At 69.2% G+C, this 14,624-nt stretch carries 17 protein-coding genes; 9 read left to right on the top strand and 8 right to left on the bottom strand.

Annotated elements, in window-relative coordinates:
- Positions 1-8 precede the first annotated feature (8 nt).
- Positions 9-713, bottom strand: coding sequence for a TetR/AcrR family transcriptional regulator (locus IG65_RS0126455; RefSeq protein ID WP_030517664.1), 705 nt, complete (start codon positions 711-713; stop codon positions 9-11).
- 132 nt (positions 714-845) lie between these two features.
- Here IG65_RS0126455 and IG65_RS0126450 point away from each other — a divergent pair, with 132 nt between their 5' ends.
- Positions 846-2,417 (top strand): succinic semialdehyde dehydrogenase, encoded by a 1,572-nt coding sequence (locus tag IG65_RS0126450; protein WP_030517663.1) that lies wholly within the window; start codon positions 846-848, stop codon positions 2,415-2,417.
- Positions 2,418-2,484: 67 nt separating this feature from the next.
- Positions 2,485-3,312: an SDR family NAD(P)-dependent oxidoreductase gene (locus IG65_RS0126445; RefSeq protein ID WP_030517662.1), complete on the top strand. Its 828-nt coding sequence runs from the start codon at positions 2,485-2,487 to the stop codon at positions 3,310-3,312.
- Positions 3,313-3,324: 12 nt separating this feature from the next.
- Here IG65_RS0126445 and IG65_RS0126440 read toward each other — a convergent pair whose 3' ends face one another.
- Positions 3,325-3,840: an NUDIX domain-containing protein gene (locus IG65_RS0126440; protein WP_030517661.1), complete on the bottom strand. Its 516-nt coding sequence runs from the start codon at positions 3,838-3,840 to the stop codon at positions 3,325-3,327.
- Between the two features lie 84 nt (positions 3,841-3,924).
- On the opposite strand from IG65_RS0126440, the gene IG65_RS0126435 reads away from it, so the two are divergent.
- The 3 genes from IG65_RS0126435 to IG65_RS0126425 all read left to right on the top strand — a co-directional run bounded on the left by IG65_RS0126435 (position 3,925) and on the right by IG65_RS0126425 (position 7,246).
- Positions 3,925-5,097 (top strand): SPFH domain-containing protein, encoded by a 1,173-nt coding sequence (locus IG65_RS0126435; protein WP_030517660.1) that lies wholly within the window; start codon positions 3,925-3,927, stop codon positions 5,095-5,097.
- A 486-nt stretch (positions 5,098-5,583) separates the two neighbouring features.
- Entirely contained in the window at positions 5,584-6,738 is a 1,155-nt protein-coding gene (locus IG65_RS0126430) for a hypothetical protein (RefSeq protein WP_063833777.1), read from the top strand.
- 1 nt (position 6,739) lies between these two features.
- Entirely contained in the window at positions 6,740-7,246 is a 507-nt protein-coding gene (locus tag IG65_RS0126425) for a hypothetical protein (protein WP_030517658.1), read from the top strand.
- Here the strand turns inward: IG65_RS0126425 and IG65_RS0126420 are convergent.
- Together IG65_RS0126420 and IG65_RS0126415 are read right to left on the bottom strand one after the other, a co-directional pair.
- A complete protein-coding gene (locus IG65_RS0126420) occupies positions 7,243-8,067 on the bottom strand; it encodes a putative protein N(5)-glutamine methyltransferase (RefSeq protein ID WP_197039929.1) in 825 nt (274 codons plus the stop codon). The genes IG65_RS0126425 and IG65_RS0126420 overlap by 4 nt on opposite strands.
- A 48-nt stretch (positions 8,068-8,115) precedes the next feature.
- Positions 8,116-8,988, bottom strand: a complete 873-nt coding sequence (locus IG65_RS0126415) for a YdcF family protein (RefSeq protein WP_030517656.1) — start codon at positions 8,986-8,988, stop codon at positions 8,116-8,118.
- Between the two features lie 179 nt (positions 8,989-9,167).
- On the opposite strand from IG65_RS0126415, the gene IG65_RS0126405 reads away from it, so the two are divergent.
- The gene (locus tag IG65_RS0126405; RefSeq protein ID WP_030517655.1) at positions 9,168-10,016 is read left to right on the top strand and encodes a bifunctional 5,10-methylenetetrahydrofolate dehydrogenase/5,10-methenyltetrahydrofolate cyclohydrolase; all 849 of its coding nucleotides are present in this window, start codon (positions 9,168-9,170) and stop codon (positions 10,014-10,016) included.
- Here the strand turns inward: IG65_RS0126405 and IG65_RS0126400 are convergent, their stop codons facing one another.
- Both IG65_RS0126400 and IG65_RS0126395 read right to left on the bottom strand, forming a co-directional pair.
- Positions 10,017-10,757: a L,D-transpeptidase family protein gene (locus IG65_RS0126400; protein ID WP_030517654.1), complete on the bottom strand. Its 741-nt coding sequence runs from the start codon at positions 10,755-10,757 to the stop codon at positions 10,017-10,019.
- Between the two features lie 141 nt (positions 10,758-10,898).
- The gene (locus IG65_RS0126395; RefSeq protein WP_030517653.1) at positions 10,899-11,555 is read right to left on the bottom strand and encodes a cyclodeaminase/cyclohydrolase family protein; all 657 of its coding nucleotides are present in this window, start codon (positions 11,553-11,555) and stop codon (positions 10,899-10,901) included.
- 232 nt (positions 11,556-11,787) lie between these two features.
- On the opposite strand from IG65_RS0126395, the gene IG65_RS0126390 reads away from it, so the two are divergent.
- Entirely contained in the window at positions 11,788-12,825 is a 1,038-nt protein-coding gene (locus IG65_RS0126390; RefSeq protein ID WP_030517652.1) for an LLM class F420-dependent oxidoreductase, read from the top strand.
- 72 nt (positions 12,826-12,897) lie between these two features.
- On the opposite strand, the gene IG65_RS0126385 is transcribed toward IG65_RS0126390, so the two are convergent.
- The gene (locus IG65_RS0126385) at positions 12,898-13,236 is read right to left on the bottom strand and encodes an STAS domain-containing protein (protein WP_030517651.1); all 339 of its coding nucleotides are present in this window, start codon (positions 13,234-13,236) and stop codon (positions 12,898-12,900) included.
- Positions 13,237-13,504: 268 nt separating this feature from the next.
- Here IG65_RS0126385 and IG65_RS0126380 point away from each other — a divergent pair, with 268 nt between their 5' ends.
- Together IG65_RS0126380 and IG65_RS35130 are read left to right on the top strand one after the other, a co-directional pair.
- Positions 13,505-13,918, top strand: coding sequence for a phage holin family protein (locus IG65_RS0126380; RefSeq protein ID WP_030517650.1), 414 nt, complete (start codon positions 13,505-13,507; stop codon positions 13,916-13,918).
- Positions 13,915-14,178, top strand: a complete 264-nt coding sequence (locus IG65_RS35130) for a DUF3618 domain-containing protein (RefSeq protein ID WP_036525761.1) — start codon at positions 13,915-13,917, stop codon at positions 14,176-14,178. Before IG65_RS0126380 ends, IG65_RS35130 begins: the two co-directional genes overlap by 4 nt.
- A 4-nt stretch (positions 14,179-14,182) precedes the next feature.
- Here the strand turns inward: IG65_RS35130 and IG65_RS0126370 are convergent, their stop codons facing one another.
- A complete protein-coding gene (locus tag IG65_RS0126370) occupies positions 14,183-14,521 on the bottom strand; it encodes a hypothetical protein (RefSeq protein ID WP_030517649.1) in 339 nt (112 codons plus the stop codon).
- Positions 14,522-14,624: the final 103 nt, after the last annotated feature.

The following is a 14,624-nucleotide window of genomic DNA, read 5'->3' as shown; positions in this document are numbered from 1 at the left end:
TGCCGGTGTCAGCCCTGCACGGGGAGGAAGATCCCCGGAATCGTCAGGGCGAGTTCGACATCCTCGCGCCGCCCCAGGGTGACCAGAACGGTGCGAATCATCGTCAGCCGGGCCTCGGCGACCGCATCAGGATCCGGGTCCGCGCCCGGCGCGGTGGCCAGCGACACCTGATAGACCACGAATGCGCAGACCTGCAGCGCGGTGTCGAGGTCCAGCGGCGCCGGCAGTTGCCGGTCCAGCACCGCGAACTTCTCCCGCACCAGCGCGCGGATGTCGTCGAAGGCCTGCTCCCGGTACGCCGAGACCGGTGAGGCCGGATCGTGCAGTTCCGCGAACACCGGCCGCAGCATCGGCCCGTGCCCGCGGGCCCAGTCCAGGTACGCGTCGATGATGCCGATGCCGAGCGCCACCGGCTCGTCGGACTCTTCCAACGCCTTGCGGATGCCACCCACCAGGCCCTCGTTGGACTGCGTGAGTACCACATCGAGCGGCGCGGTGGCGTTGGCGAAATAGCGGTAGAAGGTGGGCCGTGAGATTCCGGCCTGATCGATGATCCGCGCGACACTCAGTCCGCGCGAACCGAATTCGGTGAACACCGCGGCGGTGGCGGTGACGATGCGGGAGCGGACCTCGTCGGCCTGCGCGCGCGTCTGTGGCGGCCGGCCCCGGCGAGCGGCGCCGTTGTGAGTGGTGACCACCCCGTCCTGCGGCATCCCGTGGTACCTCCCTGATCGGTCGTCCGGACTTGACATGGCCTGGCATCGCCCCATTAATCTAACATCGGTGTTAATCTAACACTGGTGTTCAACAAATTGTTGGGCACCTGCCGACCGAGAGGGCCGACAATGACGACCGCCCCAGACCTCGCCGCCGCCCCGGCCCTGCCGCAGGAGCTGGTGGACCGCCTGCTCGCGCACGCCACCGCGGGTGGCGCCCCCTCGGTGGCGGTCTTCGCCCCGGCCACCGGCGCGAAGATCGCCGATCTGCCGCAGTCGTCCACCGCCGATATCGACGCCGCCTTCGCGACCGCCCGCAGCGCCCAGCAGCAGTGGGCGCGGGTTCCGGTGCGCGAACGCGCCGCGGTGCTGCGCCGGTTCCACGACCTGGTCCTGGCCGAACAGGACACCATCCTCGACATCGTCCAGACCGAGGCCGGCAAGTCCCGTGTGCACGCCTTCGACGAGGTGGGTGACGTGGCGGTCAACGCCCGCTACTACGCCGCCGCGGCCGAACGGCTGCTGGCCTCGCGCACCCCGCGCGGTGTGCTGCCGGTGCTGACCAAGGTCGAGGTCCGCAACCGGCCCAAGGGTGTGGTCGCGGTGATCTCGCCGTGGAACTACCCGCTCGCCCTCGCAGCCTCCGACGCGCTGCCCGCGCTGATGGCCGGTAACGCGGTCGTCGCGCGCCCGGACAACCAGACCGCGCTCACCGCCCTGTGGGCGATCGACGCCGCCGAACGCGCCGGACTGCCCGCGGGCCTGTGGCAGGCGGTGCTGGGCCGAGGCTCGGTGATCGGCGGCGAGGTTATCGCGCGCGCCGACTACGTCGACTACACCGGTTCCAGCGCCACCGGCCGCACCATCGCCCGTCAGGCGGGGGAGCGGCTGATCGGCTACTCGCTCGAACTGGGCGGTAAGAATCCGCTGCTGGTGCTCGCCGACGCCGACGTGAGCGCGGCCGCCAAGATCGCGGTGCGCGCCTGTTTCGCCTCGGCCGGGCAGCTGTGCGAATCCATCGAGCGCATCTATGTGCACGACCGTGTCTACGACCGGTTCGTCAGCGAATTCACCTCCGCCACACAGTCTTTGCGGCTGGGCTCGGCGCTGGACTACTCCTACGAGATGGGGTCGCTGACCTTCGCGCGCCAGCTCGACACGGTCACCGAACACGTGCAGGACGCCGTCGCCAAGGGTGCGACCGTGCTGGCCGGCGGCCGCGCGCGCCTGGACCTCGGCCCGTACTTCTACGAGCCGACGGTGCTGGCCGGGGTGCGCCCGGGTATGACGGTCTACCGCGAGGAGACCTTCGGCCCGGTCGTCTCGATCTACCGCGTGCACAGCGACGACGAGGCCGTCGATCAGGCCAACGACACCGCCTACGGCCTCAATGCCAGTGTGTGGAGCCGCGATACCGCACGCGCCCGCGAGATCGCGGCCCGCATCCACGCCGGGTCGGTCAACGTGAACGAGGGCTTCATCGCGGCGTGGGGCAGTGTCGCGGCCCCCTCCGGCGGGCTCGGCATCTCGGGCAGCGGCCGCCGCCACGGTCCCGAGGGGCTGCTCAAATACGTCGACACCCAGACCATCGCGGTCCAGCGCGCGCTGCCGCTCGCGCCGCTGCCGGGCATGTCGGAAGCGCTGTGGGCGAAGACCATGACGCTCTACTTCGGCGTGATGAAGACGTTGCGGCAGAAATGATCTCGCCCGCTCGGGCACAGAGGAGAGCGGGCACGAAGGACCCGGGTACGCAGGAAGAGGAACGGATATGGATACGGTCGCGGGCAAGCGGGTACTGATCACCGGCGCGGCGATGGGCCTGGGCAAATCCTTCGCCCAGCGCGCGGTGCGCGAACAGGCCGCCGACGTGGTGCTGTGGGATGTCAACGAGACCGCGCTGAAGCAGACCGCGGCCGAACTGTCCTCCGGATCGGTGAGCCGGGTGCACCACTACGTGGTCGACGTCTCCGACCAGCAGTCGATCATCGACGCCGCGGCCGCGGTGCGCTCGGAGGTCGGCGATATCGACGTGCTGGTCAACAACGCCGGCATCGTGCGCGGCAACGGCTACTTCTGGGAAACCGAGAACCGCGCCGACATCGACAAGACGATGGCGATCAATTCGCTGGCGCCGATGTACATCGCGCTGGAATTCCTGCCCGCGATGGTGCAGCGCAAAACCCCGGCGCGGGTGTTGAACATCGCCTCCTCGGCGGCGCTGGTGTCCAATCCGCGCATGAGCGTCTACGCCGCGTCCAAGTGGGCGGCGCTGGGCTGGTCGGATTCGGTGCGCCTGGAACTCGAGCAGTCCGGCAACCAGCACGTGAAGGTCACCACGGTGTGCCCGACCTACATCAACACCGGAATGTTCGACGGCGCCAAGGGTTTCTGGTTCACGCCGATCCTGGAGCAGGAAGAGGTCGCCGACACCGCGTGGCGGGAGATGAAGAACGGTGCGGCGCTGGTCGTGCTGCCGTGGACCTCGCGGCTCAACCGCGCCATCTCCGGTCTGCTGCCGCTGAAGGTGCGCGACTTCTACCTGAACAAGGTGGGCGTCTACCACTCGATGGACGAATTCACCGGTCGCAAGTCCTGAGACGCGGCCGATTCACGAGGCTTCGCCGCGCCGCTCACGCCACGGCAGCGTGACCGGCGCCGGCGGAATCCGCCCCGCCAGCAGCTCGCCGAGGAGCCCGGCGAGACCGAGCGGATACACCTGCTGGTCGGTGCTCGCGAGCTCGCCGACACTCCACCAGCGGAATTCGTCGATGGCGGTGCTTTCGTAGCTCAGCAGCCCGCTGGTGTCCGGATCGGTGCCGCTGGTGGGCAGCCGGTAGAAGAAATAGTCCTCGCGGAACAAGCCCGACAGCCACCCCGGGATGTCCAGATGCCCGGCGGCCACCGCCACCTGCGGCCCGAGATCGGCTGCGCTGATTCGCAATCCGGTCTCCTCACCCAGTTCCCGCGCCGCCGCCTCGGCCGGCGATTCCGCCGCGTCGATGCCGCCGCCGGGCGTGATCCAGTACAGCGGATCCAGCGTGCCGCGATAGGCGATGAGCAGGATCCGGTCGTCGGTGTCCGCGAGGATCACCCGTCCCGACCTGCGCACGTATCGCTGCTCCACAACGCCCCATGCTAGCGGCCGAAGCGAATCCGTTTGTGCCATACTCTGCGCGGCGGAATGCGCCGAGGGAGGACGGAAGTACGCATGGGCCTGATGGACAAGATCCGCGGCGAATTCGTCGACATCATCGAATGGCTCGACGATACGAATTCCACGCTGGCGTGGCGGTTCCCGCGCTACGACAACGAGATCAAGAACGGCGCCGAACTGATCGTGCGCGAGGGCCAGCAGGCCGTCTTCGTCTACCGGGGGCAGCTCGCCGACCGCTACGAGCCCGGCCATTACGCGCTGACCACGGAGAACATGCCGATCATGTCCACCCTGCAGGGGTGGAAACACGGGTTCAACAGCCCGTTCCGGTCGGAGGTGTACTTCGTCAACACCCGGCCGGTCACCGATTTCCGCTGGGGCACACCGCAACCGGTGACCGTCCGTGATCCCGACTTCCGCATGGTGCAGGTCCGCGCCAACGGCACCACCATCGTGAAGGTGGTCGACCCGGCCGTCTTCCTGCGCCAGGTGATCGGCACCGAGAGCGTGGTCGACATGGAGCAGATCACCGATCTGCTGCGGCGGACCGTCGCGCTGGCCTTCTCCGACATGGTGCTCGCCACCGGGCTCGGCGCGATCGATCTGCAGGGGCGTCAGGTCGAATTGTCCGACAAGCTGCGCGAATTCGTGGCGCAGCGGGTGGCGTCGTTCGGACTGGGTGTCGACGCGGTCACCATGACGATCTCGCTGCCGGAGGAGATCCAGCAGGCGATGACCCGCGGCGTGGCCCGCGGTGTCGAGGCCAGCGGTTTCGCCGACAACGTCCGCGATCCGAACCGGTATCAGCAGGTCCAGGCGGCCGACGCGATGCTCGCCGCCGCGCAGAATCCCGGCGGCGGGGCAATGGGCGCGGCGATGCAGGCCGGGATGGGCGTGGCCCTCGGCGGGCAGATGGCGGGCGCGATGCAGGGCGCCTTCGCCCAGCCCGCCGCCGGTTATGCCCAGCCGGGTTATGGGCAGCAGCCGCCGCCGCTTCCGGTGCAGCAGCAGTTCCACATCGATCTGGACGGGCAGGCGGCGGGTCCGTTCCCGGTGGATCAGCTGCGCCAGTTCGTCGCCGCCGGGCGCCTCACACCGCAGACGAACGTCTGGACCACCGGCATGTCCGCGTGGGCCGCGGCCTCGACCGTCCCCGCGCTGCAGTCGTTGTTCGGTGGTCCGCCGCCACTGCCGGGCACCCCGCCCCCGCCGCCTCCCGCCGGCTAGCCCCACCTCAGCCGAACCGGGGGACCGATGAACGACCCACGCCCACAACCGAACTCGTATCCGGTGCCGCCGATCCCGGGCAGCCATGGCGTACCAGAGGGCGTAACGCCGCCTGCGCTGCGCCCACCCGCGCTGGACGGCTATCACCAGGCGGAGGCTATGACGCCGCCTCCGTTGCGGCCGCCCGTGCCGGGTGGCTATCGCGAGCCGGGGGGTATGACCCCGTCACCGATGCCGGGCGGTGGTTACCGCATGCAGGACGGCACGACACCGCCACCGGTGGGCGTCGGTGCGGAATATCCTGCGCCGGTCGCCGGACGTCCCGGGCCGCCGTCGGTCGCGAATCGCGGGCCGGGAGTGGGCGGCGGCCCGGCGCTTTATCCGCCGCCGGGCACGACGCCGTTCGGTCGCGGGAAAGACATACCCGGCGGCTTCGAATCTGGGGCGCCACCTCCTGCGAACCCGCACGGTTCCGCGGATCCGGCGATGCTGCATCGGACCGAGCTCACCCGGACCTATCCGTGTACGGCGTGCGGCGGCCAGCTGGTGTTCGATATCGCCTCGCAGCAGTTGCGGTGTCCCAGTTGCGGAAACTACTCGCCGCTCTCGACGCCGCGGGCACCGGTCGTCGCGCGGGATCTGCGGCAGGCGATGGGGGAGTTACGCGCGCTGCAGGCCGTGACCGCCGGGCCGCAGGTCACCGGCGATCGCGAGGTGAAGTGTCAGAATTGCGGTGGCACAACCACATTCGTCGGCAGTCTGACCGCGACGCGCTGTCCCTACTGCACCACGCCGATCCAGCGCGACGACGTGCACAACGCTCCGGCCCGGCTGCCGGTGGACGGTGTGGTCCCGTTCCGCATCGACGAGAAGGCGGCGCGCGAACGCGTCGAGAAGTGGGTCGCGGGACGGTGGTTCGCGCCGACCGCGTTCAAGAAGTACAAGCGGCTCGGTTCGCTGGCGAGCGTCTACCACGCCTACTTCACCTACGACGCCGACGTGCACACGTGGTATCGCGGCGAACGAGGGGAGGAGTACACGGAACGGTACTGGGACGACGGGGAACTGAAGAGCCGCACCGAAATTCGCTGGTATCCGGCGACGGGCGAGGTCGGCAACCGCTTCGACGATCTGCCGATCCTCGCCAACGACATCGACGACAGCGCCCGCGTCGCCGAACTCGAACCGTGGCCGGTCGCGGAGGCCACCGGTTATTCGCCCGAGTACGTCGCCGGCCACCTGGCCCGCACCTACGATCGCGACGCCGAGGAGATGTTCCCGGTCGCCCGGACGCGGATGGAACAGGTCATCGAGCAGACCGTGCGCGAGGACATCGGCGGCGACCGCCAGCACATCCACGACCTGCGTTCGACCTGGAACTCACTGGCGTACAAGCACATTCTGCTGCCGATCTGGCTGTTGACCGTGGTCTACGGGAACACCCCGTTCCGGGTCTATATCAACGGCCTGACCGGTGAGGTGGTCGGGCAGCGGCCGTGGAGCAAGGTCAAACTCGCCGCGTTCGTCACGGTCGTCACGCTGCTGATCATCGGCGCGGTGGTCGCGCTGTCGATGTGGCACGGCGGCGGAACCCACCATCACAGCACCGGCCACACCACCGTCGTCCACCACGGGAGATGACATGTTCGTGCTGCTACTGCTCGTGCTCGCCCTCGTGGTGATCGTGGGCGGGATCGTCGCGATCGGGGCGGTGGCCCTGGCCCATCAGCGCCGTCGCATCGCCGCCGAGAACCAGGTGGTCCCGGGCACGGCCACCCGCGCGCCGACCGCCTGGGCGCGTTCCCACGACCCCGAGGCTCGCCTGCACCGCCGCCTGCGCGATGCGATGACGGCGTTGCGCGCGGTGACGGCCTATGACACGGCGGCAACGGTGACTCTGCGCGCGGATCTGGAACAGTCGGCCCTGGCTCTCGACGACCACCTGGTCGCGATCTCGATGCTGCATTCCGACTCGCGGACGGCACAGCTGGCACAGGCCGAACACGCGGTCGCGGCGGTCGAGGCGGGAGTCGCCGACTATGCCACGGCGGCAACACAACCGGATCTCAGCGCACTCGAGGCCGATCTGGCGGGGGTGCGCGAGCGGTTGCGCACGGCCGACGACCTTCGCCGCGGCATCGGTAGCTAGCTCCCGGCGCTCGTCCTGGTTCCGCATACCACCGTCGCGCCGTAGTCGGACGATTCCGCGATCGCCGGGCGCAGTCCGGCGGCCGCGACGATCGCTGTGGCGGTGTCGATCTGGGCGGTGCCGATCTCTACCAGCACCCAGCCGCCGACCGTCAGCCACCGCTCGGCGGCATCGGCCACGCGGCGCAGCACGTCGAGTCCGTCGGCGCCGCCGTCGAGGGCGGTGCGGGGTTCGTGGTCGCGGGCTTCCGGCGGCATCCGGGCGATCATCGCGGTCGGCACGTACGGGGTGTTGGCCAGAATCAGATCCACGCGCCCGATCAGTTCGCCGGGCAGTGCGGCGAACAGGTCACCTCGGAAGACCCGCGCGCCCAGCGGTTCCAGATTGCGCCGCGCGCACGCCACCGCGGCGGAGTCGATATCGGCGGCGACCAGTTCGACCTCCACCCCGTCGGCGCGCAACGCGGTCGTCGCGGCCAGGCCCAACGCGCCCGAGCCACAACACATGTCGACGACGGTGCGCCGATCGCCCGGCCGGGCGGCGGTGCGTTCGAGGGCCTCGTCGATCAGAAACGCGGTGCGTTGCCGCGGCACGAATACGCCGGGGTCGAGCGCCACCCGCACGCCGCGAAAGTCGGCCCAGCCCAGGAGATATTCGAGCGGTATGCCGTCGACGCGGCGTGCGACGAGTGCGGAGAGCTCGCCGGGGGAGGAGGCGGCCTGCCGGAGCAGGGCCGCTTCCTCCTCGGCGAAGACGCATCCGGCGCGGCGCAGGTCGGCGACGATCGTATCGGTGGCGGACTCGTCGGATTCGGGGTCGATCACCCCACCATTGTCGGCGCGGCGTCAACCACAATTTCCGTGCGCCGGCTAGCGGGCCGACGGCAGCAGGAAGGTGCGGGTGGCGTCGAGATAGATGCCGCGCTGGGCGGCCTTGCTCGGCGGCGGCAGTTGCGACACCAGCTGATCGAGCGAGGTCATCGCCCCCACCACGCGGGTGCCGGCGACGATGAAATCGGCCACCGCGCGGCGGATGTGATTCGGCGAGGTCACCACGACCGCGCTGGTCGCACCGGCGTCCTGAAGCATCCGGGTGCTGAACAGCGCGTTTTGCACGGTCGAAGTGGCGCGGTCCTCGACCAGCACCCGGGAGGCCGGAATGCCGTGGCCGATCAGCCAGCCCGCCATCGCGGCGGCTTCGGGTACCCCGTTCTGCGGGTTGCCGCCGGTCACCACGATCGGCGACATCGGCGCCGCGATCGCCTGCAACCACGCCGCGGTGAGCCGGTTGACCAGTTCGGGGCGCAGGCTGCCGTCGGGCAGCAGCCCGTAGCCGAGCACCACGATGCCGGTCTGCGGGCCGACCAGCGCCGGCAACGGATTGGGCAGGGTGCCCACGGCCGCGCCGATGGCGCCGATGAGATTGCGGGCCCCCTGGGCCATGCCGGGGTCGATGGCCGCCAGCCGGTTGAACGCGGCTTCGCGAGTGAGCAGATCGCCGGTGTAGTCCGACCAGATACCCTGCAGGGCCAGTGCCTGCGCGTCGTCGGGTGTGTCGTCCAGCAGCGAGCGCAGGTCGGCCAGACCCGCGGCGTCGTTGCCGTTGACGAAGTTCTCCTGAGCCGAGTTGTAGAGCGGCGCCGGTCCGTCGGCGGCCGTGGCCGTCGTGGTGAGTGGTCCGGCCAGCAGCGCGGCCGCCGAGGCCGCGACGAGAAGATGTTTGACACGTCTGGCGATGTTCACTGCAGTCGACACCTTTCCGGGCGAGCGGGATCCCGCATGGGTGGGTGGGGCATGGGCACAGCCGTGCCCACCATACGACCGGAATCGGTGAGGGCCCCGGATTTACTCCCGCTCGAGTCGGTATTCGCGCGGGTGACGGCGGCCGTGGGCGCTGGTGCGCGGCCCGATAGGGTGGCCGGGTGGACACCATACCGCTGACCGGCAAACAACTCGCCGCCGACCTCAACGCCGAGACGAAGAACCGCGCCGCCGCACTGGCCGAAGCCGGGGCCGCCCCCCGCCTGGTGCTGGTGGTGGCCAACGACGATCCGGCCAGCGGGTGGTATGTCAACTCGTTGCAGCGCGCGGCCGGTCGCCTCGGAATCGATTGCGAGACAACCGATCTCGGCGCGCAGGCGAGTGCCGCGGAGATTCGGGAGGCGCTGGCGAAGCTCAGCGAGGACTCGGCGGTGCACGCGGTGATGCTGCAGACGCCGCTGCCCGCGGGCGTGGAACTCAACGACGTCAGCTCGGCCATCGCCGCGGCCAAGGATGTCGACGGCGTCAGCCCGCTGTCGCTGGGACTGCTCGCCGCCGGACTGCCCGGATTCCCGCCCGCCACCTCACAGGCGGTGGTGGAGCTGGCCAAACATCACGACATCGCGCTGGCGGGCCGGCACGTCGCGGTCGTCGGCCGGTCGAACGTGGTGGGCAAACCTCTGGCACAGCTGCTGCTGGCCGAGAATGCCACGGTGACGGTGTGCCATTCGCGCACTACGGACCTGCCGGCGGTCACCTCGGCCGCCGATATCGTGGTCGCGGCGGCCGGGCGGGCCGGTCTGATCGGTGGCGACCACGTGCGCGAGGGCGCGGTGGTCATCGACGTGGGTACCAACGAGGGACCCGACGGTGGCATCGTCGGCGATGTGGACGCCGCTTCGGTCGAGGGCCGGGCGGCCGCACTGAGTCCGGTTCCCGGCGGTGTCGGACCCGTCACCACCGCGCTGCTGATGCGGCACGTCGTGGAGGCGGCCGAAGCGGCACGCTGATCACCAGTGGGTGGTCACCGGATCGCCCACACTCACGTTGTCGTAGTACCACTCGGCATCGGCGGGGGCCAGATTGATGCAGCCGTGGCTGACATTCGAATTACCCTGCTGGCCGACCGACCACGGCGCCGAATGTACGAAGACGCCGCCCGAGGTGAGCCGTTCGGCGAACTCGCCGGTCAGGTAGTAGCCCTCCGGATCGTCGAGCGGAATACCGATGGTGCGGGAGTCGAAGATGATGGTGCGGTCCTTCTCCATCACGGGGAAGGTGCCCACCGGAGTCTCGCGTCCGGGCTTACCCATCGAGGCGGGCATGACCCGTGGCGCCTGCCCGGGAATGAACACGGTGAACGTATGCGCCGACATGTCGGCATCGGCACTGGTCCCGCCGTCGGTCCGGAATTCGGATCGAGCGTTGCCGGCGGTCACGGTGAATCGCGCATCGGCCGGCAGGTATCCGGTGGAGTTCCAGACCAGTTCCTTGTCGTTGGCCCAGGCGAACGTCCCGGCCTGGGCGCCGACGTGCACGGATCGTTCGGCGCGGGCGCGATCGGTGACGGGTGCGGTGAACCGGACGGTGACCGGATGAGCGATTCCGACGACGGCGCCGCTGCTCGGTGAAATCGAGGCCACGGATGTGGTCTGCGGTGTCACCAGCACCGCTGCCGCTGTGCCCGTGGTGACTGCGGCCAGTACTGCTATGACTGTCGCCAGGAATACATGACGCATCATATTCCTCATGGCTCCACCCCCTCAGGTGGTGTGTGGATCAGGACCTCGATCCTAGTTCCGGATGATCATGGTCGCCGGAATAGTTTTCGCTTCGTAACGACAGTTACGGTGTGGCAAACCGAGGTTTAGCCGAGGGGTGTGGTAATGCGATCAGCCGACGACGGCAGCGAGAACGTCCGTGTGCAGTGCATCCGCACGAGCGAAGATCTCCTCGATGCGCTGCAGCGCGGGCGCGAACTCCTCGGCCTCGTGGTCGCCGAGCGAGCCGACGTTGATGGCGATATTCAACTGTGAACTGGCCGCCGCGGCCCGCGCGGCGTCGGCGGCGGCGCCGATGTCGGTGACCACGTTCGGATTGCCGATCGGCAGCAGATCCGCGGCCAGTGAGAGCACCTCGTCGGCTTCGGTGACCACCGCGGCGGGCACCCGTGCGGCCTGCAGCAGTGCCGAGGCGATCGCCTCCTTGCGGGCCGCGACCTGCTCGTCGGTGTCCTTGGGCAGCTTGTAGGCGGCGCCGACCGCGGTGAAGGCGGTGGCGTCGGCGTCGGCCAGGGCCAGCGCGCGCTCACGGGCGGCGTCGGCCGCCGCGATGATCCGATCGATCGCCGGGCGGTTGTCGGCGTCCTTGGCGCGGGTGGTGTAGCGGGCCACCATCGCCACCAGGGCGGCTCCCTGGGCGGCGTGCAGCGCCGCGACCGCACCGCCGCCGGGGGCGGGGATCTTGGCGGCGAGATCGTCCAGGTAGCGGCCGATCGTCGACTCTCCGAACGTCGTGGTGTCCGGCGACGACGCGGTGTCCTGAGACATGCTGCGGGGCCTCCCGTTTCGAGGAATCGGCGTGCGGTACGCCGATAACCGTACCGGGCCGCGCGCCCGATCATCGACCGGGCCGCACCGCCCTGTCGCGGACGGCGTACGGGCGGTGTGCAGGATGGAGCCCGAGGCCACCCCGGCCGCGGTGGCGGATCGCGGTTTGTGACGGGTGGTGCAGTGCGATAATCTCACTGCAACTGGTTGCATATGAACGGAGTTGCATACGATGCGAATCGGGTTGGGCATCAACTATGCGGGGGGCTTCAAAGAGGTCGCGGCCGAGGTCGCCGATCTGGAACGGGCCGGCCTGGACATCGTCTTCGTGCCCGAGGCCTACTCCTACGACGCGGTGAGCGGATTGGGATATCTGGCGGCCAAGACCGAGCGGGTGCAGCTGGCCTCGGGCATTCTGCAGCTCTACACCCGCACGCCCACGCTCACCGCGATGACCGCGGCGGGTCTGGACTACGTCTCCGACGGCCGCTACGTCCTCGGTCTGGGCGCCTCGGGACCGCAGGTCATCGAGGGGTTCCACGGTGTGCCCTACGACGCGCCGATCGGCCGCACCCGCGAGGTCGTGGAGATCTGCCGCAAGGTGTGGCGGCGCGAACGCCTGGAATACCAGGGCAAGTACTACACGATCCCGCTGCCCGCCGAACGCGGCACCGGACTGGGCAAGCCGCTGAAGCTGATCAACCACCCGGTGCGTGACCGTATCCCGGTGCTGCTGGCCGCGCTCGGCCCGAAGAACGTGCAGTTGGCCGCCGAACTGGCCGAGGGCTGGCAGCCGATCTTCTTCCTGCCGGAGAAGGCCGGCGACGTGTGGGGTGAGGCGCTGGCCGCCGGAAAGGCCGAACGCGATCCGGAACTCGGCGACCTCGACGTCTATGCCGGACCGGCGCTGGCGATCGGCGACAACGTGGAGCCGCTGCGGGAGTTCGTCAAACCGCATTTGGCGCTCTACATCGGCGGTATGGGCGCCAAGAGCAAGAACTTCTACCACTCGCTGGCCACTCAGTACGGTTACGGCGCCGAGGCCGACCGCATCCAGGAGCTGTATCTGGCCGGGAAGAAGGACGAGGCCGCCAAGGTCGTGCCCGACGATCTGGTGCGCGACATCTCGCTGATCGGTTCGGCGGGCTTCGTCAAGGAGCGGGTGGCGGCGTTCCGGGAGGCCGGGGTCACGGTGCTGAACGTGGTTCCGCTCGCCGCGACCGCGCCGGAACGAGTGAAGCTGATCGAACAGCTGCGCGAGCTGGTCTGACCGGCGTGGCCGGCAGTCCGCTTCCGGGATGCCGGCCCTGGCCGCTCAGTCCCTGTGCACTCGGTCTCCGGCTCAGCCCTGGTGCAGCGCCGCGAGCGCGGCGTCGAGGGTGGGGTGCAGGGCGAATACCTGATCGAGATTGGTCAGTTTGAGCTGTCTGCTGGTGGCCGGTCCCTCGGCGACCAGGACGATGCTCGTGGCGGAGCCAGCCCGCTGATGAGCGGCCACCAGCGCGGCCATACCGGCCGAGGCCAGGAAACTCACCTGCAACAGGTCGATGATCAGCGCTGCGGGTTTACCGCCGAGGGTCGCCTCGATCGCACTCTCCAGTGCGGGAGCGGTCGCAAGGTCGACCTCGCCGGCCACCGTGAGCACGGTCGCATCGTCGTGCACGCTGACCGAGGTGGTCATCGCGTCGGCGAGGGGATACGCGTCTCCGGAAGTATTGGTCACGGTTGTCAATCTACCTGCTGGGTACCCGAGGCTCTCTCCGGCCGGGCAATTGCTTTCCGGCGCAAGGAGTTAACCGCGCGACGCACGCGGAATCCCGCGCCCGTGCGCCCCGCCGGAGGTGTCATCGCGGATTTCCCGGGTATCGCGAGCACAACCGGAGAGGCGGTTCGCTCGCGGGCGGAGCGAGGTCGCCCGATTCGATCGGCGCCCGGAGGAGTGGTTGGTCATGGCGCATATCGAGAACGGCCGCGCGCCGGAGACGGCGTCGGTGGCCGAATTGGTCGGCACCACCACGGAGCAACTGAGCCGGCTGGTCCGTGAGGAGGCGAAACTCGCCGTCGTCGAGGCGCAGGGCAAGGCCAAACGGCTGGGAGCCGGCGCCGGACTCGTCGGTGCCGCCGCCGTGCTGGGGCTCGCGGTCATCGGCGCGCTGGTCGCGGCGGCGATCATGGGTCTGGCGCTGGTGTTGCCCGCATGGGCGTCCGCGTTGATCGTGGCCGGCGCGCTGGCCGTGGTCGCCGGCGTCCTCGGTGTCCTCGGGCGGACGAGCATCCGCAAGGGGAGTCCGCCGATACCGGAGGATGCCGCCGCGAATGTCCGGGAAGATGTTGCCGTCATCAAGGAGAGGACTCGGCGATGAACATCCCTTCCGATCCGGAAGCGTTGCGTTACGACCGGGATCTGACGCGCGAGGAACTGGGCCGAACGGTGCAGGCGCTGAGCGACAAGCTCGACGTGCCCGGTCGCACCCGCGAGCGGCTGCACCGCGGTGCCCGGTCCGCTCAGGACAATGCGGACCGGGCCGCGCAGGTCGTCAAGCAGATCCCGCTACCGGCGATCGGCGTTACGGCGGCGGGCGCGGTGGCCGCGGTCTGGCTGGTGCGGCGCAAGCGGTCGTGACGAGTCAGTTCGCACCGCCGGCGCCGGGCGTCTCCCCGAGGGGCCAGCGCGCGTAGGTGCGCTCGGGCCTGACGGTGATCACATCGGTGACCTCGACGAGTTCGGCGGGCACGATGCCGTCGGGAAAGTGCTCGACGCTGGGCACGATCACCGCTTCGGCATCGTGGGTGATCGCCGCGCCGATCAGGAACTGGACCGGATTGTCGGTGCGATCGCCGAAGGCGACCGTTTCCGACAGTGTGTAACCCAAACGTCTTGCCAGACAACGGATCTGCGCCGCATCCCACTCCTGGTGCAGGTGGGACACCTCCGTGCGCAGAAAGCCGAGGGCCAGAAAACTCATGGCAGTCCTTACCTTTCTTTCGTGGTGATAGAGCCCGCAGCCATCGGGTTCCGAATCACCTGGGAGCGGTGGGTTTGGCTTCATGGTCGTTGCCGAGGTTCAT

This window comes from Nocardia sp. NRRL WC-3656 (genome assembly GCF_000720265.1).
GTDB lineage: Bacteria > Actinomycetota > Actinomycetes > Mycobacteriales > Mycobacteriaceae > Nocardia > Nocardia nova.
Note: the sequence above shows the minus strand (reverse complement) of the source record. Positions and strands in the feature narration are given on the sequence as shown.

Bases quoted from the DNA above. Each gene is read 5' to 3' on its own strand.
- IG65_RS0126455 (WP_030517664.1), bottom strand. From the start codon at position 713: ATGCCGCAGGACGGGGTGGTCACCACTCACAACGGCGCCGCTCGCCGG.
- IG65_RS0126450 (WP_030517663.1), top strand. From the start codon at position 846: ATGACGACCGCCCCAGACCTCGCCGCCGCCCCGGCCCTGCCGCAGGAG.
- IG65_RS0126445 (WP_030517662.1), top strand. From the start codon at position 2,485: ATGGATACGGTCGCGGGCAAGCGGGTACTGATCACCGGCGCGGCGATG.
- IG65_RS0126435 (WP_030517660.1), top strand. From the start codon at position 3,925: ATGGGCCTGATGGACAAGATCCGCGGCGAATTCGTCGACATCATCGAA.
- IG65_RS0126430 (WP_063833777.1), top strand. From the start codon at position 5,584: ATGCTGCATCGGACCGAGCTCACCCGGACCTATCCGTGTACGGCGTGC.
- IG65_RS0126425 (WP_030517658.1), top strand. From the start codon at position 6,740: ATGTTCGTGCTGCTACTGCTCGTGCTCGCCCTCGTGGTGATCGTGGGC.
- IG65_RS0126400 (WP_030517654.1), bottom strand. From the start codon at position 10,757: ATGAGGAATATGATGCGTCATGTATTCCTGGCGACAGTCATAGCAGTA.
- IG65_RS0126395 (WP_030517653.1), bottom strand. From the start codon at position 11,555: ATGTCTCAGGACACCGCGTCGTCGCCGGACACCACGACGTTCGGAGAG.
- IG65_RS0126390 (WP_030517652.1), top strand. From the start codon at position 11,788: ATGCGAATCGGGTTGGGCATCAACTATGCGGGGGGCTTCAAAGAGGTC.
- IG65_RS0126385 (WP_030517651.1), bottom strand. From the start codon at position 13,236: ATGACCACCTCGGTCAGCGTGCACGACGATGCGACCGTGCTCACGGTG.
- IG65_RS0126380 (WP_030517650.1), top strand. From the start codon at position 13,505: ATGGCGCATATCGAGAACGGCCGCGCGCCGGAGACGGCGTCGGTGGCC.
- IG65_RS35130 (WP_036525761.1), top strand. From the start codon at position 13,915: ATGAACATCCCTTCCGATCCGGAAGCGTTGCGTTACGACCGGGATCTG.
- IG65_RS0126370 (WP_030517649.1), bottom strand. From the start codon at position 14,521: ATGAGTTTTCTGGCCCTCGGCTTTCTGCGCACGGAGGTGTCCCACCTG.